Annotated in this window: 26 protein-coding genes; 14 read left to right on the top strand and 12 right to left on the bottom strand. The window is 71.6% G+C overall.

The annotated features are described in order from the left end of the window. Positions 1 to 71 precede the first annotated feature (71 nt). Positions 72 to 1,292, bottom strand: coding sequence for a CaiB/BaiF CoA transferase family protein (locus RIC31_RS27225; protein ID WP_350115984.1), 1,221 nt, complete (start codon positions 1,290 to 1,292; stop codon positions 72 to 74). A gap of 83 nt (positions 1,293 to 1,375) precedes the next feature. Between RIC31_RS27225 and RIC31_RS27220 the strand changes: the two genes are divergently transcribed. After that, positions 1,376 to 2,194 carry a DUF169 domain-containing protein gene (locus RIC31_RS27220; RefSeq protein ID WP_350115981.1) on the top strand — a complete coding sequence of 273 codons (819 nt, stop codon included), beginning with the start codon at positions 1,376 to 1,378 and terminating at the stop codon, positions 2,192 to 2,194. Between the two features lies 1 nt (position 2,195). On the opposite strand, the gene RIC31_RS27215 is transcribed toward RIC31_RS27220, so the two are convergent. After that, complete coding sequence (locus RIC31_RS27215; protein WP_350115978.1) at positions 2,196 to 2,432, bottom strand: hypothetical protein; 237 nt, start codon at positions 2,430 to 2,432, stop codon at positions 2,196 to 2,198. Between the two features lie 115 nt (positions 2,433 to 2,547). Here RIC31_RS27215 and RIC31_RS27210 point away from each other — a divergent pair, with 115 nt between their 5' ends. Continuing rightward, complete coding sequence (locus tag RIC31_RS27210; protein ID WP_350115975.1) at positions 2,548 to 3,411, top strand: pirin family protein; 864 nt, start codon at positions 2,548 to 2,550, stop codon at positions 3,409 to 3,411. On the opposite strand, the gene RIC31_RS27205 is transcribed toward RIC31_RS27210, so the two are convergent. The 6 genes from RIC31_RS27205 to RIC31_RS27180 all read right to left on the bottom strand — a co-directional run bounded on the left by RIC31_RS27205 (position 3,408) and on the right by RIC31_RS27180 (position 9,997). After that, positions 3,408 to 4,190 carry an inositol monophosphatase family protein gene (locus RIC31_RS27205; protein WP_350115973.1) on the bottom strand — a complete coding sequence of 261 codons (783 nt, stop codon included), beginning with the start codon at positions 4,188 to 4,190 and terminating at the stop codon, positions 3,408 to 3,410. The genes RIC31_RS27210 and RIC31_RS27205 overlap by 4 nt on opposite strands. Then, complete coding sequence (locus RIC31_RS27200) at positions 4,187 to 5,794, bottom strand: GMC family oxidoreductase (protein ID WP_350115971.1); 1,608 nt, start codon at positions 5,792 to 5,794, stop codon at positions 4,187 to 4,189. The genes RIC31_RS27205 and RIC31_RS27200 overlap by 4 nt, the downstream gene beginning before the upstream one ends. A gap of 84 nt (positions 5,795 to 5,878) precedes the next feature. Further along, positions 5,879 to 7,057, bottom strand: coding sequence for a BaiN/RdsA family NAD(P)/FAD-dependent oxidoreductase (locus RIC31_RS27195; protein WP_350115968.1), 1,179 nt, complete (start codon positions 7,055 to 7,057; stop codon positions 5,879 to 5,881). Next, the gene (gene betA, locus RIC31_RS27190) at positions 7,054 to 8,739 is read right to left on the bottom strand and encodes a choline dehydrogenase (protein ID WP_350115965.1); all 1,686 of its coding nucleotides are present in this window, start codon (positions 8,737 to 8,739) and stop codon (positions 7,054 to 7,056) included. Before betA ends, RIC31_RS27195 begins: the two co-directional genes overlap by 4 nt. Before the next feature lie 56 nt (positions 8,740 to 8,795). Further along, positions 8,796 to 9,257 carry a PAS domain-containing protein gene (locus tag RIC31_RS27185; protein WP_350115962.1) on the bottom strand — a complete coding sequence of 154 codons (462 nt, stop codon included), beginning with the start codon at positions 9,255 to 9,257 and terminating at the stop codon, positions 8,796 to 8,798. After that, positions 9,254 to 9,997, bottom strand: coding sequence for an SDR family NAD(P)-dependent oxidoreductase (locus RIC31_RS27180; protein WP_350115960.1), 744 nt, complete (start codon positions 9,995 to 9,997; stop codon positions 9,254 to 9,256). Before RIC31_RS27180 ends, RIC31_RS27185 begins: the two co-directional genes overlap by 4 nt. A 134-nt stretch (positions 9,998 to 10,131) precedes the next feature. Between RIC31_RS27180 and hemN the strand changes: the two genes are divergently transcribed. Together hemN and RIC31_RS27170 are read left to right on the top strand one after the other, a co-directional pair. Then, complete coding sequence (hemN, locus tag RIC31_RS27175) at positions 10,132 to 11,475, top strand: oxygen-independent coproporphyrinogen III oxidase (protein ID WP_350115957.1); 1,344 nt, start codon at positions 10,132 to 10,134, stop codon at positions 11,473 to 11,475. A 32-nt stretch (positions 11,476 to 11,507) separates the two neighbouring features. Then, positions 11,508 to 11,978 carry a hypothetical protein gene (locus RIC31_RS27170; RefSeq protein WP_350115954.1) on the top strand — a complete coding sequence of 157 codons (471 nt, stop codon included), beginning with the start codon at positions 11,508 to 11,510 and terminating at the stop codon, positions 11,976 to 11,978. Positions 11,979 to 11,996: 18 nt separating this feature from the next. On the opposite strand, the gene RIC31_RS27165 is transcribed toward RIC31_RS27170, so the two are convergent. The 3 genes from RIC31_RS27165 to RIC31_RS27155 are packed head-to-tail and all read right to left on the bottom strand — an operon-like array spanning position 11,997 to position 14,285. Further along, positions 11,997 to 12,815, bottom strand: a complete 819-nt coding sequence (locus RIC31_RS27165) for an ABC transporter substrate-binding protein (protein WP_350115951.1) — start codon at positions 12,813 to 12,815, stop codon at positions 11,997 to 11,999. Continuing rightward, a complete protein-coding gene (locus tag RIC31_RS27160) occupies positions 12,812 to 13,594 on the bottom strand; it encodes an ATP-binding cassette domain-containing protein (protein WP_350115948.1) in 783 nt (260 codons plus the stop codon). Before RIC31_RS27160 ends, RIC31_RS27165 begins: the two co-directional genes overlap by 4 nt. Next, positions 13,578 to 14,285, bottom strand: coding sequence for an ABC transporter permease (locus RIC31_RS27155; protein ID WP_350115945.1), 708 nt, complete (start codon positions 14,283 to 14,285; stop codon positions 13,578 to 13,580). The genes RIC31_RS27160 and RIC31_RS27155 overlap by 17 nt, the downstream gene beginning before the upstream one ends. Before the next feature lie 187 nt (positions 14,286 to 14,472). On the opposite strand from RIC31_RS27155, the gene RIC31_RS27150 reads away from it, so the two are divergent. From RIC31_RS27150 to RIC31_RS27125, 6 genes are read left to right on the top strand one after another with little or no spacing between them, the layout of a single operon-like run. Further along, positions 14,473 to 14,667, top strand: a complete 195-nt coding sequence (locus RIC31_RS27150) for a DUF6494 family protein (RefSeq protein ID WP_350115943.1) — start codon at positions 14,473 to 14,475, stop codon at positions 14,665 to 14,667. Then, entirely contained in the window at positions 14,660 to 15,748 is a 1,089-nt protein-coding gene (locus tag RIC31_RS27145; protein ID WP_350115940.1) for an Mrp/NBP35 family ATP-binding protein, read from the top strand. Before RIC31_RS27150 ends, RIC31_RS27145 begins: the two co-directional genes overlap by 8 nt. Beyond that, positions 15,745 to 16,470 carry a biotin/lipoate--protein ligase family protein gene (locus RIC31_RS27140; RefSeq protein WP_350115937.1) on the top strand — a complete coding sequence of 242 codons (726 nt, stop codon included), beginning with the start codon at positions 15,745 to 15,747 and terminating at the stop codon, positions 16,468 to 16,470. Before RIC31_RS27145 ends, RIC31_RS27140 begins: the two co-directional genes overlap by 4 nt. After that, the gene (locus tag RIC31_RS27135; protein WP_350115934.1) at positions 16,467 to 16,958 is read left to right on the top strand and encodes a DUF6505 family protein; all 492 of its coding nucleotides are present in this window, start codon (positions 16,467 to 16,469) and stop codon (positions 16,956 to 16,958) included. The genes RIC31_RS27140 and RIC31_RS27135 overlap by 4 nt, the downstream gene beginning before the upstream one ends. Then, positions 16,955 to 17,968, top strand: a complete 1,014-nt coding sequence (locus RIC31_RS27130; protein WP_350115931.1) for a DUF6352 family protein — start codon at positions 16,955 to 16,957, stop codon at positions 17,966 to 17,968. The genes RIC31_RS27135 and RIC31_RS27130 overlap by 4 nt, the downstream gene beginning before the upstream one ends. A 4-nt stretch (positions 17,969 to 17,972) precedes the next feature. Next, positions 17,973 to 18,260 carry a hypothetical protein gene (locus RIC31_RS27125; protein WP_350115928.1) on the top strand — a complete coding sequence of 96 codons (288 nt, stop codon included), beginning with the start codon at positions 17,973 to 17,975 and terminating at the stop codon, positions 18,258 to 18,260. A 19-nt stretch (positions 18,261 to 18,279) separates the two neighbouring features. Here RIC31_RS27125 and RIC31_RS27120 read toward each other — a convergent pair whose 3' ends face one another. Continuing rightward, positions 18,280 to 20,310: a 4Fe-4S binding protein gene (locus RIC31_RS27120; RefSeq protein WP_350115925.1), complete on the bottom strand. Its 2,031-nt coding sequence runs from the start codon at positions 20,308 to 20,310 to the stop codon at positions 18,280 to 18,282. A 153-nt stretch (positions 20,311 to 20,463) separates the two neighbouring features. On the opposite strand from RIC31_RS27120, the gene RIC31_RS27115 reads away from it, so the two are divergent. From RIC31_RS27115 to RIC31_RS27100, 4 genes are all read left to right on the top strand, one after another. Beyond that, positions 20,464 to 21,021: a DUF3305 domain-containing protein gene (locus tag RIC31_RS27115; protein WP_350116082.1), complete on the top strand. Its 558-nt coding sequence runs from the start codon at positions 20,464 to 20,466 to the stop codon at positions 21,019 to 21,021. Beyond that, entirely contained in the window at positions 21,018 to 21,803 is a 786-nt protein-coding gene (locus tag RIC31_RS27110) for a DUF3306 domain-containing protein (protein WP_350115922.1), read from the top strand. Before RIC31_RS27115 ends, RIC31_RS27110 begins: the two co-directional genes overlap by 4 nt. Positions 21,804 to 21,892: 89 nt before the next feature. Beyond that, on the top strand, positions 21,893 to 22,513 hold the full coding sequence (locus RIC31_RS27105; protein WP_350115919.1) for a TorD/DmsD family molecular chaperone: 621 nt from the start codon (positions 21,893 to 21,895) through the stop codon (positions 22,511 to 22,513). A gap of 51 nt (positions 22,514 to 22,564) precedes the next feature. Next, positions 22,565 to 22,759, top strand: a complete 195-nt coding sequence (locus RIC31_RS27100) for a ubiquinol-cytochrome c reductase iron-sulfur subunit N-terminal domain-containing protein (protein ID WP_350115916.1) — start codon at positions 22,565 to 22,567, stop codon at positions 22,757 to 22,759. The last annotated feature ends 57 nt before the right edge of the window (positions 22,760 to 22,816 follow it).

The raw sequence follows: 22,816 nt of genomic DNA, 5'->3' as shown, positions 1-22,816 counted from the left end.
TCGAATGCCCAATCTAGGAAGCGCCGGTTTCCGCCGAAGCACGCCGGGCCGGTAAAAGTGTTTCAGTTGTTTCAGGCGGTTGCCGCACCCACCACCCCGGCCTCCCGGAGCGCGGCGATGTCCGCCTCGGTCATTCCGAGCTCGCGCAGGACCGCCCCGCCGTCCTGCCCGAGAACCGGCGGCGGACCGGCGGCCGCAGGGCCGTCGGTATCGGCGGTGAAGGGCGCTCCGATCAGCCGCATCGGCGCGTCGAAGCCGCGCGGCGCGGGCACCTCCAGCAGAATGCCCCGATGCTCGAGCTGCGGCTCCGCCACCGCCTCGGCCATGGTGTTGACCTTGGCGATCGGCACGCCGCGCTTCCCGAGCCGGGCCGCCCAACTGCTTGCACTGTCGGTCGCGAAGGCCTCGACCAGGGTGGCGCGCAGGGCGTCGCCATTGGCCCGCCGGGCGGCGGAATCGGCGAATCGCGGATCGGCCTTCGGGTCGCCGAGGCCGGCCTCGGCGAAGATCGCCTCGACATGGTGCTGCATGGTCGCCGACATCAGCACCAGTCCGTCGGCGGTCGGGAAGCTGCCGGCGGTCGGCAGGTTGGTCGCCGAGCTGTTCCCGATCAGGTCCGGCAGCATGCCGTCGACGGTGTACTGGCAGACCGACGGTGCCTGGATCGCCAGCGCCGAGTCGAGCATCGACAGGTCGACATACTGGCCCTCGCCGGTGCGCTCGCGCCGGAACAGCGCGGCGGCGACCGCGAAGGCGCCGGCCTGGCCGGTGAACAGGTCGACCGGGAAGTAGCCGGTGCGGGTCGGCCCGGTCCCGGCATGGCCGTTGCCCATCATCATGCCCGAGGCCGCCTGCACGGCGCCGTCATAGGCCGCCTCGGCCGCCTTCGGGCCGGTCGAGCCGTAGCCGGTGAGGGCGCAGTACACGACCTTCGGATTGACCGCGCGCACGGCGTCCCAGCCCAGGTCCAGCCGGTCGACCACGCCGCCGCGGAAGTTGTGGACCACCACGTCGGCGGTGCGGATCAGGTCGAGGGCGATCTGCCGGCCGCGCGGGTCCTTGAGGTCCAGGGCCAGGCTGCGCTTGGAGTGGTTGAGGGCCAGGAAGGGGGACGCCATGCCGCGGTCCATATGCGGGCTCGGCAGCATGCGGTCGCGCATCTGGTCGCCACCCTGCGGCGGCTCGACCTTGATCACCTCGGCGCCGAGCAGGGCCAGCTGCAGGGTCAGGAACGGCCCGGACAGGACCTGGGTGAAGTCGATCACCCGTATGCCGTCGAACGCTCGGCTCATGCGGTCTTCCTCCCTGTACGCCGCGCGGTTGATGCGCTTGGATGGAAACTAGCAGGGGAAACGCCGTTTCAAGGAGGCCGAAAATGCCCGATACGCTCGATCCGATCCCGCCGCGCGAGCCGGTTCCGACGCCGACCGGAGCCGAGATCAAGGAGACCGCGGAGGCGCTGTCGGAACTGCTGCGGCTGCGCACCCTGCCGTTCGGCATGAAGCTGTTCGAGGATGTCGCCGAGATGCATGCGATCCCGGGCCTGCGCAAGCCGGGCGAGGGACGCGGCTTCACCACCTGCCAGCTGGTCACCCAGGTCCGCACCGCCGGCTTCACGCTCGGCGTCGTGCGCGACAACCTGCGCCCGAACGCCAGCTGCGGCGCCAACATCGGCCTGGAGCCGGTGCCGCAGAAGCTGTCGTCCGGCGAGAACATGACCGGGGTCTGGTTCGAGAACCGCGAGGCCGCCGCCGCCCACCAGGCGCAGATGCCGCGGGTGGCGGCCGGGCGGTATTCCGGCCTGGCGGCGTCGCCGCTGCGCTCCGGCCGGCTGGACCCGCCGGACGTATGCCTGTTCTACGCCACGCCCGGGCAGATGATCCTGTTCATCAACGGCCTGCAGTACCGCTCCTACCGGCGCTACGACTTCCAGGTGACCGGCGAGAGCGCCTGCGCCGACAGCTGGGGCCGGGCGCTGAGCACCCGCGAGACCAGCCTGTCGATCCCGTGCTACGCCGAGCGCCGCTACGGCGGGGTGGCCGACGACGAGCTGCTGATGGCCTGCCCGCCGGACGAGTTCGTGCGCGGGGTCGACGGGCTGAAGGCGCTGGCGAAGAATGGCCTGCGCTATCCGTATCCACCCTATGGCGCCTTCGCCGACCCGTCGGCGGGAATGTCGAAGAGCTACGGGTGAATCAGATACTGGTGAGGAGCACCGCGGCCGACGCCACAATCACCAGGCCGGCGATGGCCCACAGCTTGCCACGGACGCGGGTTGTGGGGGCCGGGGCGGCGTGCTCTTCGGTCCGGGCTGCACCCAGGTTGGCGTCGACCGGATGGGTGTAGGGCTCGCGGCCGGTGGCGGCGTTCAGGCCTGCCGCCGGTGCTTCGTCCTTGCGAATACGATCGCTTCGGTCACTGCTTTCGGTCATCGGGACCTCCATGCCTCATGGGCGGCGCGCGTCGGCGCGCCTGGTCGAGGAGGCAACGCCGCTGGGCGCGACATGTTCCGCGCGGCCTGCTTGAATGCCGCCAGGAGGACGCCCCATGCCGCACCGCACTGTGAAGGCCCTGCACGCCGCCCAGCGCGACGACATCGGCGATCTGGTGACCCGCCGGCCGCTGCCGGGCCCGGGCCTCGACCAGGTCGATCCGTTCCTGTTCCTGAACCACCACGGTCCGCAGTCCTACGGCCCGGACAATCATGGCCTGCCGTTCGGCCCGCACCCGCACCGCGGCTTCGAGACCGTGACCTTCATCCTAGAGGGCAGCCTCGCGCACCACGACAGCGGCGGCCATGAGAGCGTCATCGAGGCCGGCGGCGTGCAGTGGATGACCGCCGGCAGCGGTCTGGTGCATGCCGAGGTCTCGCCCGAGGACTTCAAGCGCAGCGGCGGCGACCTGGAGATCCTGCAGCTCTGGCTGAACCTGCCGGCCCGGCTGAAGATGACGGCTCCCGCGTACAGGGGTCTGCAGCGTGCCGACATCCCGGCGCTCGCGAGCGACGGCGGCCGGGTGACGGTGAACCTGATCGCCGGGGAGTACGAGGGTAAGGCCGGTCCGTTCCGGCCGCTCACCGGCGTGTTCATGAGCACCGTCGAACTCACGGCCGGCGGCCGCGTCGTCCTGCCGGCCCCGGCCGGGCGCAGCGTGTTCCTCTACGTCGTGCGCGGCGACCTGCGGATCGCCGGGACCGAGGCTGGAGGGACCGAGGTTGGGGGATTCCGGCTGGTCGAACTGAACGACGACGGCGATACGGTGGAGATCGAGGCGACCGGCGACGCCGCGGTCCTGTACGGCCACGCCGACCCGATCGGCGAGCCGGTGGTGTCCTACGGCCCGTTCGTCATGAACAGCCGCGAGGAGATCGAGCAGGCGGTCCGGGACTATCGGGCGGGCAGGTTCGGCTAGGCTCGGCCGTCGTTCAGCAGACCGCACACCGCCGCGTGCAGTTCCTCGCTCGCCGACGCCACGATCGCCCCCTCGCTTTGCAGGGTCAGCGCGCCGCCGTCCCAGGCGGTGATCGAACCGCCCGCACCCTGGACCACCGGCACCAGGGCGCAGATGTCGAAGGCGTCGAGGTTCGGGCCGTTGATCGTGACGTCGATCGTGCCGCGCGCCAGCGAGGCGTAGCCGAGGCAGCCGGTGTCCCAGACGTTCCAGCGGGTGGCACCGCGCAGGCGCTGCATGCCGGGATCGTGCGACGGGCCGAAGGAGTCCGGGTTGCAGATGCCGGCGATGCACTCGGCGAGGTCGGTCTTGCCGCTGGTGCGCACCGGGCGGCCGTTCAGCCAGCAGCCGCCCCCGGACAGGCCGAGCGTGCGCTCGCCGGTCAGTGGCTGTTCGATGATCCCCAGTTCGGGCCGGGCGTTCCGGCACAGCGCGATCAGCACGCCGAAGCCGGGCAGGCCGGCGGCGAACTGCTTGGTGCCGTCGATCGGGTCCAGCACCCAGACGAACTCGCGGTCCAGGCCCTCGGGGCCGAACTCCTCGCCCAGCACGCCGTGGTCCGGCGCCTCGCGGGCCAGGATCTCGCGCAGCGCCCGCTCGACCGCCCGGTCGATGGCGGTGACCGGGCTGCCGTCGGCCTTGATGTCCATGGCCAGCCGGTCGCGGCCCTCGCGCACGATGGTTCGCGCGGTATCCGCGAGGCGGTCCGCCAGCTCCCGGAAGTCGCCGATGTCGCTCATGCCTTCGCGTCCTCCAGGATCAGGGCCGAGCCCTTCTCGCCGATCATGATGGCCGCGGCGTTGGTGTTGCCGGACACCAGGGTCGGCATGATCGAGGCGTCGACCACCCGCAGCCCCGGCACGCCATGCACCCTCAGACGGTCGTCGACCACCGCTTGTCCGTCGGTGGCCGGTCCCATCTTGGCGGTGCCGACGATGTGGTAGAGGGTTTGGCCGGTCTGGCGGGCATAGGCCTCGAAGTCGGCGTCGGTCGTGCAGTCCGGCCCGGGCGTCATCTCGAAGGCCCGGTAAGGGTCGAGCGGGCCGGCCTCGGCGATCCGACGGCCGATCTTCATGCCCTCGACGATGGCGGCGGTGTCGACCGGGTCGGACAGGAAGTTGCCGCGGATCGCCGGCGGAGCCGCCGGGTCGGCCGACCTGATGTGGATGCTGCCCTTGGATTCGGAGCGCAGCGGGCAGACCGCCAGGGTCATGCCTGGCTCCTTCTCGAGCTTGCGGGTGGCGGCGTCGGCGTAGCTGGCATGGGCCAGGTGGAACTGCACGTCGGGGGTCGCCAGTTCCGGTCGGGTCTTCACGAATCCGAAGATGATGCCGGCGCCGTAGCCGAGCACGCCCTTGCCGGTCAGGCCCCAGCGCAGCACCTCCTTCACCAGGTTCGGCCCGCGGGTCAGCTCGTTGAGGGTGATCGGCTTGGTGATGCGCCAGCGCATCCGGGTGCCGTAGTGGTCGCGGTAGTTCTCGCCGACCCCGGGCAGGGCGTGGCGGACCGCGATGCCGTGGCGCTGCAGCAGCGCCGGGTCGCCGATGCCCGACAGCTCCAGCAGCTGCGGCGACTGCACCGCGCCGGCGGCCAGGATCACCTCGCGGCCGGCCCGGGCCTCGCGGCGCCGTCCGCGCACGGTGTAGGCGACCCCGCAGGCGCGCGCGTCCTCGAACAGCAGGCCGGTGGCGAAGGCCTCGGTCTCGACCGTCAGGTTGGCGCGACCCTTGGCCGGGTGGAGGTACGCCTTGGCGGCGCTGACCCGGCGGCCGCCGCGGGCGGTCAGCTGATAATAGCCGAAGCCCTCCTGGTCGCCGTTGTTGTAGTCGGAGTTGCGCGGGAAGCCCCGGCTCTCGGCGGCCGCCACGAAGGCGTCCAGCAGCTCGTGGCGCTCGGTGGTCTCGGTGACGCCGAGCGGGCCGTCGGTGCCGCGGCTGTCGTCGCCGCCGTTGGTGTAGGTCTCGGACTTGCGGAAGTAGGGCAGGACCTGCTCGTAGGACCAGCCGCGGTTGCCGAACTGGCTCCAGGTGTCGTAGTCGAGCGGCTGGCCGCGGACATACAGCACGCCGTTGATCGCGCTGGAACCGCCGAGGGTCTTGCCGCGCGGGGTGGCGATCGGGCGGTTGCCGGTGCCGGCCTCGGGCTCGGTGACGAAGCCCCAGTTGTAGGTCTTGCTGGTCAGCAGCTTGTAGAAGCCGACGGGCATCGGGATCCAGAAGCTGCTGTCCTTCGGCCCGGCCTCCAGCAGCAGCACCCTGTGCCGCCCGTTCTCGCTCAGCCGGTTCGCCAGCACGCAGCCGGCCGAGCCGGCGCCGACGATGATGTAGTCCCATTCGGCGGTCATGGATTCGTCTTCCCCGGTTCCCGACTTCGCTTTTCGCGACGGGAGTTTAGCGGATGGCTGGGGGAGCGGAAGGGCTGGCGGCGGCTAGACGGACTGCCCTGCGGCGTGCCCCGAGGCCCAGGCCCACTGGAAGTTGAAGCCGCCGAGATGGCCGGTGACGTCGACCACCTCGCCGATGAAGTACAGGCCGCGCACGGCGCCGGCTTCCATGGTCTTCGACGACAGGCCGGAGGTGTCGACGCCGCCCAGGGTGACCTCGGCCGTCCGGTAGCCCTCGGTGCCGCTCGGCACCACCTGCCAGCGGTTCACCCGGTCGGCGATCGAACGCAGCCGGGCATCGCCCAGGTCGGCGAGGCGACCGCCGATCCCGGTCGCCGCGGCGATGCTGTCGGCCAGGCGCTTCGGCAGGACCGCGGCGAGGGCGGTGACGAGATCGCGCTTGGGGTGCTCGACTCTGGCCCGCTTCAAGGCCTCGAAGACGTCGATGCCGCGTGCCAGGTCGACCGTGACCGCCTCGCCGTCCTGCCAGTAGGACGAGATCTGCAGGATCGACGGGCCGCTGAGGCCCCGGTGGGTGAACAGCAGGCCCTCGGCGAACCGGGTGCCGCCGCATGCCACCTCGGCCTCGACCGAGACGCCGGCAAGGGCCCGGGTCCACTCCAGCAGGTCGGGCGCGAAGGTCAGCGGCACCAGGGCCGGGCGGGGCGGCACCATCGCGAGGCCGAAGCGCTGCGCGACCTGGTAGCCGAGCCCGGACGAGCCCATCTTCGGGATCGACGGCCCGCCGGTCGCGACCACCAGGGCAGCCGCCGACAGCCGGCCGTCCGCGGTGTCGACCGCGAACCGGTCGTCGGGCTTCGAGACCTCGGCGATGCGCTGGCCGAGCCGGATCTCGACGCCGGCCGCGGCGCATTCGGCCAGCAGCATGTCGACGATCTGCCGGGACGAGCCGTCGCAGAACAGCTGGCCGAGGGTCTTCTCGTGCCAGGCGATGCCGTGCTTCTCGACCAGGGCGATGAAGTCCGCCGGCTCGTAGCGCCGCAGCGCCGAGACGCAGAATCGCGGGTTGGCCGACAGGAAGTTCGCGGGCGTGGTGTGTAGATTGGTGAAGTTGCAGCGCCCGCCGCCGGAGATCCGGATCTTCTCGGCCGGCTTTTGCGACTGGTCGAGAACCACGACGCGACGGCCGCGCCTGCCGGCCTCGATCGCGCACATCAGCCCGGCGGCGCCGGCCCCCAGGATCAGGACGTCGGTGTCCGTCACCGCGCGGCCGGCGTTCCGGCACGCTGCCGGGCCTGCCAGTCCGGCGCGATCCAGACCGGCAGGTTGGCGGGCGCCAGCGGCTGCCGGCCGAGGATGTGGTCCGAGGCCTTCTCGCCGACCATGATCGTCGGGGCGTTCAGGTTGCCGTTGGTGATGGTCGGGAACACCGAGCTGTCGACCACCCGCAGGCCCTCGACCCCGATCACCCGGAGCTCCGGGTCGACCACCGCCTGCGGGTCGTCGGCCGCCCCCATCCGGCAGGTGCCGCTCGGGTGGTAGGCGCTCTCGACGTTGGCGCGCACCCAGGCGTCGACGTCGGCGTCCTCGAGGACCCCGGCGCCCGGCTGGATCTCCTCGCCGCGATACGGGTCCATCGCCGGCTGGGCGATGATCTCGCGGGTGACGGCGACCACCCGGCGCCAGTCCTCGATGTCGCGTTCGTCGGTGAGGTAGTTGAACAGGATCGAGGGGGCATCGGTCGGCGCCGGGCCGCCGATCTGCACGCGGCCGCGGCTGTGCGGCTTGTTCGGCCCGACATGCACCTGGAAGCCGTGGCCGTCGAAGGCGGCGTTGCCGTCGTAGCGCATGGCGCCGGGCAAGAAATGGTACTGGATGTCCGGCCACTCGACCCCGGCGCGCGAGCGCACGAAGGCGCAGGACTCGAAATGGTTGGTGGCGCCCAGCCCGTCCTTGAACAGGACCCAGCGCGCGCCGATCAGGGCCTTGCGCCAGAGCGACAGCTCGGCGTTCAGGGTGATCGGCCGGGTGCAGCGGAACTGGAAATAGACCTCCAGGTGGTCCATCAGATTGCCGCCGACGCCGGGGCGGTCGGCCGCCACCTCGATGCCGTGGTCGCGCAGCAGGGCGGCCGGCCCGATGCCGGAGCGCTGCAGGATGGTCGGCGAGCCGATCGGCCCGGCCGCCACGATCACCTCGCGGCGCGCGTTCGCCCGCCGCCGCTCGCCGCCGACCGTGTAGTCGACCCCGGTCACGCGCCGGCCGTCGAGGGTCAGCCGGTGGGTGAGGGCGTGGGTCACGAGGTGCAGGTTCGGGCGCTTCAGGGCCGGCTTCAGATAGGCGTTGGCGGTCGACCAGCGGACCCCGTCCTTGACGGTCATGTGCATGGCGCCGAAGCCTTCCTGGCGCCCGCCGTTGTAGTCGGCGGTGGCGCCGTAGCCGGCCTCGACCCCGGCGTCGACGAAGGCCCGGTACAGCGGGTTGCGCATGCCGTTGCCGTTGCTGGTCGCCAGCGGGCCGTCGCCGCCCCGGTATTCGTCGCCGCCGCCGATCCAGGTCTCGGCGCGCTTGAAATAGGGCAGCACGTGGCGGCCGCCCCAGCCGCGCGCACCCTGCGCCTCCCACTGGTCGAAGTCGCGGGCGTGGCCGCGCACGTAGACCATGCCGTTGATCGACGACGAGCCGCCGATCACCTTGCCGCGCGGGCAGTGCATACGACGGCCGTCCAGGCCCGGCTCCGGCTGGCTCTCGAAGAACCAGTTGAAGCGCTTCATGTTCATCGGGATCGACAGCGCGGTCGGCATCTGGATGAAGATCGAGCGGTCGCTGCCGCCGGCTTCCAGCACCGCCACGCTGTTCCTGCCGTCGGCGGACAGCCGATCCGCCAGCACGCAGCCGGCCGAGCCGGCGCCGACGATCACGTAGTCGAACTCGCGCGTTTCCATGGCGCCGGGGATGCCATGGCGGCGCGCCCGAGGCAAGGGCGGCTGCCGGTCGCCCGCTATTTGACCGTATCGAACTCCAGCCCGGCGATCAGCTGGCTGACGGTCTCGCCGTCGTCCGACAGCGGCAGGATCAGCCGCTCGATCCGGTAGGTGATGCCGCGGTCGGTCCAGAAGCTGTGCTCGGCGGCATAAGGCTGCCGGGACTCCAGGCAGGCATTGTAGTCGAACAGCACGGCGGCCCGGCGGTCGCCGAAGTCGATCTCGTCGAGGTAGCGGCCGGTGTAGTCGCTGCCATACATCTCGACCACCGTGGTGCCGGCGACCCGGACCTTCATGCGCGCGGTGCCGGGCTCGACGTCGATCAGCAGCAGGTTCGGCAGCAGCCGCGGGATGTCGATGGGGTCGATGTCGGAGCGGGCAGGCATGTCGCGGCCGGCGCGACGATCGTTCCAGTAGGCATACAGGGCCTGCAGCCGGGGGCTGTCGATCGTCGGCCGCGCACGCGGCGTGCAGCTCATGTCTGCGTACCTCCGTTCGAGGCAATCATCTGGCCGTTGATGAAGCCGCCGGCGTCCGAGCACAGGAACGCGGTCAGGGACGCGATGTCCTCGGGCGTGCCCAGCCGACCGACCGGGATGCGGTCGAGCTGCGACCGGATATGCGCGGTCATCGAGGCGTCGGCGTGCTCGGTGGCGATCGGCCCCGGCGAGATCGCGTTGGTGGTCACGCCCTTCGGCCCGAACTCCTTGGCCAGCGACTTGGTCAGGCCCCAAAGCCCGTGCTTGGCGACCGACACCGGCGCACGGCCGCTGTAGCCGTGCATGGCGTTCATGCCGGTCAGGTTGACGACCCGGCCCCAGCCGGCCTCGACCATGCCCGGCCCGAACGCCCGGACGGTGTAGAACGCGCTGTGCAGGTCGGTGTCGATCACCCGGTGCCAGTCGTCGTCGGACATCTCCAGGAACGGCTTCTCCGGACGGATCGCGGCGTTGTTCACGACGATCTGCACCCGGCCGAACGCCGCCAGCGCCTCGCGCGCCATCCCGGCGACCGCCTCGGAGCGCCCGACGTCGCCCATCACCACCAGCGCCCGCCGGCCGAGCGCCTGCACTTCCGCCGAGACCTCGTCGCAGGCCGCGCGATCGGCCCGGCCGTTGATCACCACGTCGCAGCCGTCGCGGGCCAGGGCCAGCACGATCGCCCGCCCGATATTGCGACCGGCGCCGGAAACGAAGGCGGTGCGTGCTGCGTCGGTCATCGTTTCCATCCCGTGGCCCGTTTTGATTCAAATTAGGGCGAGTTGCGCCGATGTCCAAGCGGTCTGAGCTTGACCCAGGTCAAGGTCGCTGCCGGAAACCTCGACTATCGGTTGGCCGGACCATGGAGGATCGCATGTACCTTGAGCGCTACGCCCTGGCGACGCTGCCACGCTACACCAGCTACCCGCCGGCCAACCGGTTCGATCCCGCCGTCGACGCCGGGACCTACGGCGGGTGGTTGGCCGGCCTGGAGGCGGCGTCGACCCTGTCGCTCTACGTGCATGTGCCGTTCTGCCGGACCCTGTGCTGGTACTGCGGCTGCCACACCTCGGTCCCGAACGACACCGACCGGGTCGACCGCTATGTCGAACTGCTGATGCGGGAGATCGACCTGGTCGCCGACCGTATCGGCGAGGGCCGGCCGGTCGTGAACCTTCACTTCGGCGGCGGCACCCCGACGATTCTCGATCCCCACAGCTTCCTGGCGCTGAGCGCGCGCCTGCGCGAGCGTTTCGCGTTCCGGCCCGACGCCGAGGTCGCCGTCGAGGTCGATCCGCGGGGCCTCGACGAGGCGCGCATCGACGCCCTGGCCGAGGCCGGGGTGACCCGGGTCAGCCTCGGCGTGCAGGACCTCGACCCGCAGGTCCAGCGCGCCATCAACCGGATCCAGCCCTTCGGCACGGTGGCGCGCGCGGTGACCGGGCTGCGCCGGGCCGGGATCATGGCGATCAATGCCGACCTGATGTACGGCCTGCCGCACCAGACGGTGCAGCACGTCGAGGCCTCGGCCCGGGCGGTCGCCCTGCTCGGCGTCGACCGGGTCGCGGTGTTCGGCTACGCCCATGTGCCGTGGTTCAAGGCGAACCAGCGGGCCATCGACGAGGCCGCGCTGCCGGGACCGGAGCAGCGCTTCGAGCAGGCCGAGGCGGCGGCCCGGGTGCTGGACGCCAAAGGCTACGACGCCATCGGGTTCGACCACTTCGCCAGGCCGGACGACCCGCTGGCGGTGGCGGCGGCCACCGGCCGGCTGCGGCGGAACTTCCAGGGCTATGTGGTCGACCCGGCCGACGCGATCCTCGGCTTCGGCGCCTCGTCGATCGGCTCGCTGCCGCAGGGCTACATCCAGAACGAGGCGCATCTGAAGCGCTGGGCGCAGCGGGTCGATGCCGGCGAACTGCCGGTGGCCCGCGGTATCGCCGTCGACGGCGACGACCGGCTGGTACGGGCTGCGATCGAGCGGGTACTGTGCGACGGCGCCGCCGATCTCGCCCGGGTCGCCGACGCGGTCGGGACGCCGGTCGATAACCTGTCCGACGCGTTCCGGCGGCTGCGGGCGCTGGAGGCCGACGGCCTGGTCGTGCTGCACGGCTGGACGCTTCGCTGCACCGGGCTCGGCCGGCGCTATCTGCGCAATGTCGCCGCCTGCTTCGACCCGGCCCTGGACGCCGCACCGGGGCGCCATAGCCGGGCGGTCTGAGGCCGCGCCGCCAGCGTGGTATATACCCTGGCATGGACGCGGGAATCCGAATTGGTCCGGCGCGGCTGATCCTGGGCGCGATCGCCGGGACGGCGATCGTCGCGGGGATGCTTCTGCAGTGGAGGAACGCGTCGGAGATCGCCGGGCACCGGACCCGCGTCGTCGAGCTGTGTGCCGTCGCGGTCGCCGATGCCAGCGATGCCTGGCCGGCCGAAACCGTGCGCCGCGACCTGATCGGGCACTGGGATTGGGGACGTTACGAGATGCCCGGTGGCGTGCTGGCGGACCGCCTGCCGCATGACGGGGACCGATTCGACGCCATCCGGGTGACCCGGCATGATCGGCTGCCCGGTGACGGCCGTCGCTGCCGCATGGCGATGTGCGTGTATTCGATCCAGATCGACCGCGCCGCGGCGACCGTGTCCGAGGGCCGCTGCGGCGGCGGCGGGGTGACCGAGGCGGTCACCCCGGGCCTGAACCCGGACCTGCTGAAGTCGCGCTGAGCCGGGCCTCGGCGGCGGCTACCTGCCGGCGTTCGGGTAGAACAGCTGCTGGCCGTCGATCTTGTAGTCGGCGATCGCCTGCTGGCCCTTGGCCGACAGCAGCCAGTCGACGAAGGCCTGGCCCTCGGCGACCTTCACATGCGGGTGCTTCTTCGGGCTCACCAGGATCACGCCGTACTGGTTGAACAGGATCGGATCGCCCTCGACCACGATCTTGTAGTCGCCCTTGTTCTTGAACGAGATCCAGGTCGCCCGGTCGGACATGGTATAGGCGCCCATGCCGACGGCGGCGTTCAGGGTGGCGCCCATGCCGGAGCCGGTCTCGCGGTACCAGTCGCCGCTCGCCTTGCCGACGTCGACGCCGGCCTGCTTCCACAGCGACCTCTCCTTCTTGTGGGTGCCGCTGTCGTCGCCGCGCGAGGCGAACGGGGCCTTGGCGCCGGCGATCGCGGTCAGGGCCTTGGTGGCATCCTTGCCGCCGGCGATCTTGGCCGGGTCGGAGGGCGGGCCGACGAACACGAAGTCGTTGTACATGACGTCGAACCGCTCGACGCCGCCGCCCTCGGCGACGAACTTCTCCTCGGCCGGCTTGGCGTGCACGAACAGCACGTCGCCGTCGCCGTTGGCCGCGTTCTTGATGGCCTGCCCGGTGCCGACCGCGACCACCCGGACGTCGATCCCGGTATCGCTCTTGAATTTCGGCAGGATGGCGTCGAACAAGCCGGAGTTCTGCGTCGAGGTGGTCGACTGGACGGTGATGAACTTGTCGGCTGCGGCGGCGGCGGTAACCGACGCCAGCAGCGCGGCGGCGGCGAGCAGAGCTCCCAGGCGTTTCATGGCAACAGTCTCCCTTCGGTGAATGCGATGGCCGCTTCGCTTGACGGCTCCGTGAAGAAACGGCCGGCGGGTGCGCGCTCGGCGATCCGGCCGTGGTGGACGAACACCACCTCGTCGGCCAACCGGCGGGCCTGGCCGATGTCGTGGGTGACGAACACCACCTTGGTGCCGGCCCGGTGGGCGGCGGCGACCTGTGCCTCGATCGCCTGGGTGGCGCCGGGATCCAGGTTGGCGGTCGGCTCGTCCAGCAGCAGCACCTCCGGCCGGACCGCCAGGGCGCGGGCGATCGCCAGGCGCTGCTGCTCGCCGCCCGACAGCACCCGGGCCGGCGAGGCCGCCAGCCGCTCCAGCCCGGCGGCGGCCAGCGCCTCGGCGGCGCGGCGATCGCGCTCGGCGCGCGGGACCCCGGCGACCTTCAGGGCGTAGCGCACGTTCTCGATCGCCGAGCGGCGCAGCATCACCGGCTTCTGGAACACGAAGCCGAGGCGCGGGGCACGGGCACGGTCGGGCAGGGTGCCGGCCCAGGTCACGATGCCCTCGTCGGGCCGGACCAGGGTCGCCAGCACCCGCAGCAGCAGGCTCTTGCCGGCACCGTTCGGCCCCATGATCACGGTCAGCGGGCCCGGTTCGACGGCGATGTCGACCCGGTCGAGCAGGGTGCGGCCGGCGCGCCGGATCGTCAGCCCGCTGCCGCGCAGCGGCAGCACGGCGCCGGCACCGGTGGCGGCGTCGACCCCGGTCGCCGGCGGGTCGGCGGGCAACTCAGGCGAAAGCCGCATGGCCCGCCGTCCGTCTGATGCCCATCACCGCCGCGTTCACGCCGATCGCCAGGGCCAGCAGGATGATCCCCAGGCCGAGCGCCAGGGCGAGGTCGCCCTTCGAGGTCTCCAGCGCGATCGCGGTGGTCATCACCCGGGTGACATGGGCGATGTTGCCGCCGACGATGATGACCGCGCCGACCTCGGCGATTGCCCGTCCGAAGCCGGCGAGCAGGGCGGTCAGCAGGCTGTAGCGCGCGTCCCAGAGCAGGGTGGCGACCATGCCGGCCGGGCCGACCCCGAGCACCCGCAGCTGCTCGTCGTACTCGTCCTTCAGGTCCTCGACGGTCTGCCGGGTGACTGCGGCGACGATCGGGATCACCAGGATCATCTGGGCGATCACCATGGCCGTCGGGGTGTAGAGCAGGCCGAGCGGGCCGAGCGGCCCGGCCCGCGACAGCGTCAGGTAGACCAGCAGCCCGACCACCACCGGCGGCAGCCCCATGAGCGAGTTCAGCGCCACCAGCGCGACGCCGCGCCCGGGGAAACGCGCCACCGCCAGCGCCGCCCCGAGCGGCAAGCCGACCGCCGCCGCCGCGACGACGGCGGCGAGGCTGACGCGAAGCGACAGCCCGACGATCTCGATCAGATCTGGGTCGAGGGAGATCACGAGTTGGAATGCCGCGCCGAACGCGGCGCCGAAATCCTGCACGCCGGACACCCTCCCTTTCGGGCGGAATCTAGGCTGACGTTGCGCACTGTACAGAAATGCCTGAAGGCCGTAAGAAAACACATATCAAAACAGTGAAATGCATAACGCAGGATCGCTGCCGAGCTCGATTGCGGCGACCCGGCGCGGCCCCTACAGTGCCGGAAAACAGGATCAGGGAGGGCCGAGCATGGCCGACGACTTCGAGATGTCGGTGCGCAAGTTCCTGAAGCAGGTCGGCGTCACCGGCCACCAGGAACTGGAGCGCGCCGCCCGTGCCGCCGGGGCCGGTACCCGCACCGCGCGGGCCGTGATCACGCTGGACGGGACCGATCTCCAGCATGTCGTCGAAGCGGAGATCGTGCTGCCCGACTCGGATGTCTGAGATCTCCGAGGCGGCGGTCCTGGACGCCCTGCGCACCGTGGTCGATCCGTCGCGCGGAATCGATCTGGTGACGGCCGGCATGATCGAGAGCGTCACGGTGCGCGGCAGCAATGTCGGCTTCACCCTCCTGGTCGACGCCCATCGCGGGCCGGCGATGGAGCCCTTGCGCCGCCGGGCCGAGCAGGTCGTGCAGGCGCTGCCGGGGGTGACCAGTGCCACCGGCATCGTGACGGCGCACGCCGCCGCCGGCACCGCCGGCCGACGTCCGGACTTCGCCGGTCCCGAGGCGACCGAGGCGCCGCTGTCGGAGATCCGCCACGTGGTGGCGGTGGCGAGCGGCAAGGGCGGGGTCGGCAAGTCGACCACCGCGGCCAACCTGGCGGTTGCCCTGGCGCTGGAGGGCAAGGCGGTCGGCCTGCTGGACGCCGACGTCTACGGGCCGTCGCAGCCGCGCATGCTGGGGGTGACCGGACGCCCGAAGCCGATCGGCCAGGACACCGTGGCGCCGCTCGAGAACTACCGGGTCAAGCTGATCTCCATGGGGCTGCTGGCGGCCGAGGATACGCCGATCGCCTGGCGCGGCCCGATGGTGCAGTCGGCGCTGACCCAGATGTTGACCAAGGTTGCCTGGGGCAGGCTCGACTACCTGGTGATCGACCTGCCGCCGGGTACCGGCGACGTGCCGATCACCATGATCCAGCAGACCCCGGTCGACGGCGTGGTGGTGGTGTGCACGCCGCAGGACGTGGCCCTGCTGGACGCCCGCAAGGCGATCGCCATGCTGCAGCGCGCCCAGGTGCCGATCGTCGGCATCATCGAGAACATGAGCTTCTACCAGTGCCCGGACTGCGGACGGGTCGACCACATCTTCGGCGAGGGCGGGGCGGCCCGCGAGGCGGAGCGTCACGGCGTGCCGCTGCTGGGGGCGATCCCGCTGGACGTGGTGGTGCGCGAGAGCGGCGATGCCGGTACGCCGATCGTGGTGGCCCGGCCCGACGGCGTGCATGCGCGGGCCTTCCGCGACGCCGCTCGGGCACTGATCCGGCGCATCGAGGCTGTGGCAGCGGAGGAGACCGCTTGACCATCGACGACGGCTACGAGGCCGGCTGGCCGCCCCTGTTCCCGCCGCTGCTGACCGGCCGCGAAGTGGCGGCGGATACCGACCCGATGGCGACGGCGGTGCGGGTGGCGGCGGCCGGCGGCGACCCGGGCGTGTTCGTGTTCGCCGGCGGCGACGACCTGCTGCGGTTCGCGGTCACCCTGGCGCCGGAGGTGCCGCTGGAGCGGGCCCTTCAGATGACCCATGCCCTGATGATCGCGGTCGGCGATTCGATCGGCGCGCTGGCGCCGCCGGAAGTCGCGGTCGAATACCGCTGGCCGACCACGGTGCTGGTCAACGGCGCCGCCGCCGGCCGGGTCAGGCTGGCGGCGGCGGCCACCGACCCGGCGGCGGTGCCGGACTGGCTGGCGGTCGGCCTGGATCTTCGGCTGTCGGCCGACACGACCACGGAACCGGGCGAGCGCCCCGGCGAGACCGCGCTCTACGAGGAAGGCAGCGGCGTCATACCGCCGGCGCGGCTGCTGGAGTCGATGTCCCGGCACTTCCTGGTGTGGCTGCGACGCTGGGAGGAGGACGGCTTCCGGCCGCTGCACGACGCCTGGTCGGCCCGCGCCGAGCCCGGCATGACGGTCGGCGGCGCCGCCTTCGTCGGCCTGGACGAGGACGGCCGGGCCTTGCTGAAGGATGCCGCCGCCACCCGGGCCGATCCGCTGTCCGGGCATCTGGAAGCGGCGACGCCATGAAGCTGCCGCGGGTGGTCCGCTTCGACGATTCCGACTCGCGGGTGTTCGAGATCGCCGCCGAGGACGGCGAATGGGCGGTACCGGGCGGCTTCGAGTTCAGCCAGGACAGCGCCGAGACCCTGGTCGGCAAGCGCCGGCAGGCGTTCGCCAACGGCTTCCTCGGGCTCGCCAGCTTCGGGCGCTCGACCTTCGTGGCGGTCGCCAGCGCCGACGACACGGTGCGACGGCGGCTGGTGGAGATCCTGGCCGACCATTTCGTCGACCGCTACGGTGCTCCGGACCGGGAGGCCGCCCTGCCGGTCGCCGAGGACGAGGTCGCCTTCGCCGCCGACCTGTGCGCTGAATACGAGCCGGGCACCACGCTCGCCGTGACGCGGGAAATCGGACCGGGCGGGCTGCGCGAGGCGTTCCGGCGGATTGCCGCCGCCGAGCCGGGGGCGGCACAGTCGATCTGGTCGATGTTCGACGAGGACGGGGCGTTTCGATGAATCAGGCGGGCGACTTCTGGCTCAGTTCCGGGTTCCGGCTGCTCGACCGGGACGGCGCCGGGCGGCTGGTGCCGACCCCCGCCTTCGTTGCGGCCTACTGGCGCCGGCCGGAGGTGGCGCCGGTCGAGGAATCCTGCGACCGCGAGCGCGTCCTGCACGACGCGCTCACCGACGACCCGATGCGGCGGGTGAGCGATGCCGAACTGCGCGCGCTGGCCGATCCGGATGCCGCCGAGAACTACCGTGCGGTCCTGCGCTTTCGCGACTTCCTGACCCGGTTCCCGACGGTCGAGGCCGGATACCTGCACATCGCGCGGGCGGGCGGGATCGATTTCCCGCCGATGTTCGTCGACCACATGGCGCATGTCATCCTGCGCAACGCCCTGGACGGCAGCCGCGACCCGTTCCGCGTGCGGGCCGGCGAGCTGTTCTTCCGGCCGCAGCGGGTGACCCTTGGCGACGACCGCATCATGGTGGCCGACCAGGCGGTGGTCGACCTGCAGGCCCAGGCCGGGCAAACCCTGGACGGTACCGCTTCGGGCGGCGGCCAGGGACCGATGGTCGAGATCGACGTGCTCGCCGAGGCGAACCGCGACGAGTACTGGGGGCGGTCCGACGGATTCGACACGGCGATCGACATCGGCTTCGCGCAGCCCGGGCTGGACGGGCTGGCCCGCGCGCTGGAGGCCTGGGTCGGGCATCTGGCGGGGGTCGCCTGCCGGATTCAGCCGCTGCGCCGGATCGACGACGAGGGCTGGGTCTGGCACATCGGCCTGGACCGCGACGCCAACGCCATCCTGAACGCGCTGTACGAAGGCCGGACCCCGACCGAGGAGCAGCTGCGCCAGATCCTCGGGCTGTTCCGCATGGACATCGACGACACCGCCGCGGTGCGCGACAATGTCGCCGGCCGCCCGATCTACCTGGGGCTGGCGATGGGCGACGATGGTGTGGTTCGGATGAAACCGCAAAATATCATTTCAAATCTTCCGCTTAAGCCGACGAGTTGATGCGGTGTCGGAAGATGAACGTCCGCATCCGCTGGACCGCCCGGCCGCCCGCCTGGTGGCGGTCGGCGTCGGGCTGGCGGCGCTGGCGGTGCTGGCCACGATCCACCGCGACGACCTGCGCGGGCTGATCGCCGGTCCGGCGACCGCCGCGGCCGACCCGCTGTCGCGCTGCATCGCCGAGCATCACGCGACCATCGACAAGGGTGTGTCGGAGGGCGTGTTCCAGCCGGCCCAGGCGGCGCTGTTCAAGCAGCGCGCCGAGGGGCTCTGCCGGTCGACCGTGCCGCAATGAGGCGGCCGGTCCCCGGCGCTCACTCGTCGTCGATCTCGCGGCCTTCCTCGCGCGCCTTCTCGTAGTCGGCGGTGGTGCGCGGCGCGCGGCGCGGCGGGCCGGCGAACGGGTTGTCGGTCGCCTTGAACTGGGCTTCCACCCGGCAGTCCTCGCACATCCGGATCAGCTTGGTGCGGTCGTCGCTGGCGAACATCCAGTGCTTGCCGGACAGCCGGCCGACGATCGCCTCGATCGACCGCTTGGTGCCGAACTCCTTGCCGCAGGAGATGCAGGCATAGGGCTCGTCCTCGAACACCAGTTGCGCCGACAGGGCCGAGTCGGCGAGGGCGTAGCGCGGTTCCAGGGTGATGACCTTCTCCGGGCAGGTGACGGCGCACAGGCCGCACTGCACGCAGGCGTCCTCCTGGAACAGCAGCTGCGGGCGGTCGGGGTTGTCCTGCAGGGCGCCGGCCGGGCAGGCGCTGACGCAGGCCAGGCAGAGCGTGCAGCCGGCGGTGTCGACGTCGACCCGGCCGTAGGGTGCGCCGTCGGGCAGCGCGATCGCGTCGACCTTGGCGCCCAGCGCCGCCGCCAGGCCGCGCACCGCCAGCCGGGTGATCGCCTTCTTGCGGCCGAGCGGCACGAAGGTCGCGGCCGGCAGCGCGCTCGCCGGGCGATGGCCGTACAGCGCCTCGCACAGTACGTCGGGATCGGGGGTGTCCAGCACCCGCACCCGGCCGCCGCCGTCGCCGAGGCCGGCCAGCAGGGCCTCGACGATCGCCGCCTGGGCGTCGAGCCCGGCATAGTCGTCCGGCCGGCGCGGGTCGGTCAGCAGCACGACCTCCTGGAAGCCCTGGGCGAGGGCGCCGAGCAGGATGTCGTGGCCGACCTGGCCGACCTCGTTGACCGCCAGCGGGATGGTGTCGGCCGGCAGGCCGCGGCCGAAGCGGGCGGCGGCGTCGATCACCTGGGCTCCGGCCTTGTCGTCGTGGATCAGCAGGCGCGGCGCCGTGCCGCCGGCGGTCCGAAAGGCGGTCGCCAGTGTCATGATGCGCTCGTGCACCGTATGCACGTCCGGATAGGCGTAGGTGATGGCGCTGGTCGGGCAGGCGCCGGCGCACAGCCCGCAGCCGCCGCACAGGGCCGGGTCGACCGACACCACGTCGCCGGCCGGGGCGATGGCGCCCGCCGGGCACAGGTCGAGGCAGCGGGTGCACCCGGTCTTGCGGTTGCGCGAATGCGCGCACAGCCCGTTGTCCACGGCGACGTAGATCGGCTTCTCGAACTCCCCGACCATGCCCGAGGCCTCGAACAGCGCGGTCATGACCGCCGCCGGGTCGCGCGGGTCGGCGCGCAGGTAGCCGTCGCGCTTCTCGGGCGCCGGGAACAGCGGCGGCTCGCCGGACAGGTCGACGATCAGGTCGCAGTCCGAATGCGCCCCGTCGACCGGTCGGTCGAAGCCGAGCCCGGCGCGCACGAACGGGGTGCGCTCGGCGAACCGGTCGATCGTGACCTCGAACGCGCCGAACCGCCCGGTGGCCTGGCGGATTTGGCCGGTGACGATCGGAAAGTCGGCCGAGGCGGGCGGCAGGGCGTCGTCGCTGTCTGTCAGCATGCAGGTGACCGACAGCGACTCGGACAGCCGGCGGGCGGCGTCCAGGGCGGCCTGACCGCGGCCGTACACCAGGCAGGTGCCTTCGGAAGTCAGGGTCAGCGAGCGCGAGGCCGGGGTCGTCAGGCCCGCCGCCGCGATCAGCGCCGCCATCTTCGGCAGTGCCGCGGCACCCTCGTCGGACCAGCCGGCGGCCTCGCGGATGTTGAAGAACGACAGCCGGTCGCCGGCGCCGTGGTCCTCGGCGACCTCGGAGAACACCGGGGCCTCCTGTATACAGGCGACATCCACCGGGCCGTCGCCGGCCAGCGCGCCGACGAAGCGGTCGATCTCCCGCCGACACAAGGCCGTGAACACCTGCTCGCCGTCGCCGCCGCAGGCCTTGGCCAGCTTCCGGCCGTCGATGTCCATGGTGCCGCCGCAGTCGCAGACCAGGACGGTGCGATCGCCTCGCCGCATGCCGTTTCGTCTCCTCGCCCTCGGGTTCGGGGGTCCGCGCCTCCCTTGCGGCCGAAACTAAAGTGTGTCGGACTCGTTGCATAGTGAAGCCGCGCCGAGAATGCGGTCCGCATGGGGAGGGACCCCGGGTCCCGGCGAGAACGACGGGTGGCAATGGAGAGGCACGAGGCGATGCCGGTCGGCATCATCGTCCAGAAGCGTCGCATCGATCACCCTTGGCAGGAGTGGTCGTGGGAGCCGGTCGGGGTGCTGCCCTGGGCGGAGCAGGGGGTACGCTGGCGGCTGCTGACCGAGGAACCCGACCGCGTGCGCTACCACGCGGCGACCATGACGGTCAGCCTGTACCGGTCCGACACCGAGGCCTATGTCGCCAACCTGGAGACCGGGGCGCCGGCGATCTATGTCGGGATCCGCGAAGGCGACCCCGAGGCCGAGGAGTGGGACTACGAGCCGAGCTTCGCCAGCCTGTCGCCCTACGAGGCGCAGGACCGGCTGGACAGCGCCGAGGAAATCATCGAGCGCCTGGAACTGCCGCCGGCGATGCTGGAATGGCTGGAGGCCTTCGTGGCCGCGCACCACGAGGACGAGGCGTTCGTGAAGCGCCGGCGCGACCGGGTCGACGTCGACAAGGTCGAGGACGGCCGCGGCGACCCGCGGATCCGCCAGGTCTCCGACGTGTTCCGCGCGCCCACCGGTCGGAAGCCGCAATGAGCCGGGGTCCGCAGGACGGCGCCGGATTCCTGTCGCGCTGGTCGCGCCGCAAGCAGCAGGCCCGGGACGGCCGCGAGGAAGTCGAGGAGCAGTCGGGCGACACGCCGTCCGACGCCCCGGCCGCGGCGGACGCCGGCGCAGCGGCGGCCGAGGAGGTCGACGAGGCAGCCCTCAGCGATAGCGATCTCCTGGCGAAGTACGAACTCCCCGACCCCGCGACCCTGACTGCCTCCGACGATGTCGCCGTCTTCATGCGCAAGGGCGTGCCGGCCCGGCTGCGCAACCTGGCCTTGCGCCGGGTCTGGCGCCTCGACCCGGTGCTGGCCAATCTCGACGGCCTGAACGACTACGACGACGACTACACCGACGCGGCGATGCTGGCCGGGGTGGTGAAGACGGCCTATCAGGTCGGCCGGGGCGGCGCCGCCCACCTGCAGGATGCCGCCGACAAGCTGGCCGCCGAGAGGCTTGCGTCGGGCGGCGAGCCTGCCGGCCCGGCGCCGGAAGCCGGGGAGGCCGGCGATGCCCGGCCCGACGAGAGCCCGGCCGCCGATGCCCCGGACTCGGATGCCCCGGACCCGGATGCCCCGGACCCGGATGCCCACGGGAACGTGATCGCGGGGCCGGACCCCGACCCTGGCGACCGGCCTGTTGCGGAGCCCCCGGAACCGGTGGCGGGGGCCCGCCCGGAGCCTGCCGAGGCGCCACGCCGGCGGCGGATGGTGTTCGCGACTCCGGATGCGGACGGGCTGCATACAGGTTCACGGCATTTTAACAAATAGGTCTGGCAACCGGACCAGTTTGCCTTAGAATTGTATGCAACCGCGGCGGGACCAACTGCGATCGCGGAACGGACAGGCGGGAGGATGGTGTGTCGGCGAACGCCGGTAGCCTGAAGCAGCACGAAGCGACAGCGGCGGAGGAAGACCTGCTGCGCGCCGGCGTCTACGACGTCCTGGCGAGCGTCTTCCGGCGCGAGCCCGACGCTGGCTTCCTCTCCGATCTCCAGCGACTGCAGGGTGACGACACCCCGATCGGCCAGGCCTTCGCGGCGCTGGCGGCGCGGGCCGGAAGCATCGATCCGACGGCGGCGCGGCACGAATACGGCGACCTGTTCATCGGGCTCGGCCGCGGCGAACTGGTTCCCTACGGCTCCTACTACCTGACCGGCTTCCTGAACGAGAAGCCGCTCGCGGTATTGCGCGACGACATGGCACGGCTCGGTATCGTCCGGCAGGAGGGCGTGGCCGAGCCCGAGGACCATATTGCGTCGCTCTGCGAGATGATGGCGGGCCTGATCCGCGGCCGGTTCCTGGAGCCGGCACCGGTCAAGCTCCAGCGCGCGTTTTTCGAACGGCATCTCGCCCCCTGGGCGGGTCATTTCTTCTCCGATGTCGAAGCCGCCAAGTCCGCGGATCTCTATCGACCGGCCGGCACGATCGGCCGGTTGTTCATGGAGATCGAGACGGCGGCGTTCGCCATGGAGGAGTGAACGTGCCGGCGCCGGCCTGCGGTCGGTGGCGGCTTGGGAGAGGAGTGAGTGATGAAGGATCGGAAGGACGACCAGACGGTCTCCGCGCGCCGTGACTTCCTGAAGCTGTCCACGCTCGGCGTGGCGGCGGCGGGTGCCGCGGCGGCGATCGCGCCGGTGAAGCCGGCCGAGGCCGCGGAGCCGGAAGGCACGGGCTATCGCGAGACCGCGCATGTCCGCACCTACTACGAGACCGCCCGTTTCTGATCCGCGAGACGCGGGCAGTTCGGGCTACGCCAAGTCCCGGGATGCGGCCGTGCGGCC

Origin of the sequence: Thalassobaculum sp. (assembly GCF_040219615.1) — a bacterium.
GTDB lineage: Bacteria > Pseudomonadota > Alphaproteobacteria > Thalassobaculales > Thalassobaculaceae > Thalassobaculum_A.
Note: the sequence above shows the minus strand (reverse complement) of the source record. Positions and strands in the feature narration are given on the sequence as shown.

Excerpts from the sequence above, each read along its gene's own strand:
- RIC31_RS27150 (WP_350115943.1), top strand. The coding sequence starts at position 14,473 with ATGGCCGACGACTTCGAGATGTCGGTGCGCAAGTTCCTGAAGCAGGTC.
- RIC31_RS27115 (WP_350116082.1), top strand. The coding sequence starts at position 20,464 with ATGGAGAGGCACGAGGCGATGCCGGTCGGCATCATCGTCCAGAAGCGT.
- RIC31_RS27100 (WP_350115916.1), top strand. The coding sequence starts at position 22,565 with ATGAAGGATCGGAAGGACGACCAGACGGTCTCCGCGCGCCGTGACTTC.
- hemN (WP_350115957.1), top strand. The coding sequence starts at position 10,132 with ATGTACCTTGAGCGCTACGCCCTGGCGACGCTGCCACGCTACACCAGC.
- betA (WP_350115965.1), bottom strand. The coding sequence starts at position 8,739 with ATGGAAACGCGCGAGTTCGACTACGTGATCGTCGGCGCCGGCTCGGCC.
- RIC31_RS27210 (WP_350115975.1), top strand. The coding sequence starts at position 2,548 with ATGCCGCACCGCACTGTGAAGGCCCTGCACGCCGCCCAGCGCGACGAC.
- RIC31_RS27130 (WP_350115931.1), top strand. The coding sequence starts at position 16,955 with ATGAATCAGGCGGGCGACTTCTGGCTCAGTTCCGGGTTCCGGCTGCTC.
- RIC31_RS27120 (WP_350115925.1), bottom strand. The coding sequence starts at position 20,310 with ATGCGGCGAGGCGATCGCACCGTCCTGGTCTGCGACTGCGGCGGCACC.
- RIC31_RS27160 (WP_350115948.1), bottom strand. The coding sequence starts at position 13,594 with ATGCGGCTTTCGCCTGAGTTGCCCGCCGACCCGCCGGCGACCGGGGTC.
- RIC31_RS27225 (WP_350115984.1), bottom strand. The coding sequence starts at position 1,292 with ATGAGCCGAGCGTTCGACGGCATACGGGTGATCGACTTCACCCAGGTC.
- RIC31_RS27200 (WP_350115971.1), bottom strand. The coding sequence starts at position 5,794 with ATGACCGCCGAATGGGACTACATCATCGTCGGCGCCGGCTCGGCCGGC.
- RIC31_RS27220 (WP_350115981.1), top strand. The coding sequence starts at position 1,376 with ATGCCCGATACGCTCGATCCGATCCCGCCGCGCGAGCCGGTTCCGACG.
- RIC31_RS27185 (WP_350115962.1), bottom strand. The coding sequence starts at position 9,257 with ATGAGCTGCACGCCGCGTGCGCGGCCGACGATCGACAGCCCCCGGCTG.
- RIC31_RS27135 (WP_350115934.1), top strand. The coding sequence starts at position 16,467 with ATGAAGCTGCCGCGGGTGGTCCGCTTCGACGATTCCGACTCGCGGGTG.
- RIC31_RS27110 (WP_350115922.1), top strand. The coding sequence starts at position 21,018 with ATGAGCCGGGGTCCGCAGGACGGCGCCGGATTCCTGTCGCGCTGGTCG.
- RIC31_RS27215 (WP_350115978.1), bottom strand. The coding sequence starts at position 2,432 with ATGACCGAAAGCAGTGACCGAAGCGATCGTATTCGCAAGGACGAAGCA.
- RIC31_RS27165 (WP_350115951.1), bottom strand. The coding sequence starts at position 12,815 with ATGAAACGCCTGGGAGCTCTGCTCGCCGCCGCCGCGCTGCTGGCGTCG.
- RIC31_RS27170 (WP_350115954.1), top strand. The coding sequence starts at position 11,508 with ATGGACGCGGGAATCCGAATTGGTCCGGCGCGGCTGATCCTGGGCGCG.
- RIC31_RS27180 (WP_350115960.1), bottom strand. The coding sequence starts at position 9,997 with ATGACCGACGCAGCACGCACCGCCTTCGTTTCCGGCGCCGGTCGCAAT.
- RIC31_RS27205 (WP_350115973.1), bottom strand. The coding sequence starts at position 4,190 with ATGAGCGACATCGGCGACTTCCGGGAGCTGGCGGACCGCCTCGCGGAT.
- RIC31_RS27145 (WP_350115940.1), top strand. The coding sequence starts at position 14,660 with ATGTCTGAGATCTCCGAGGCGGCGGTCCTGGACGCCCTGCGCACCGTG.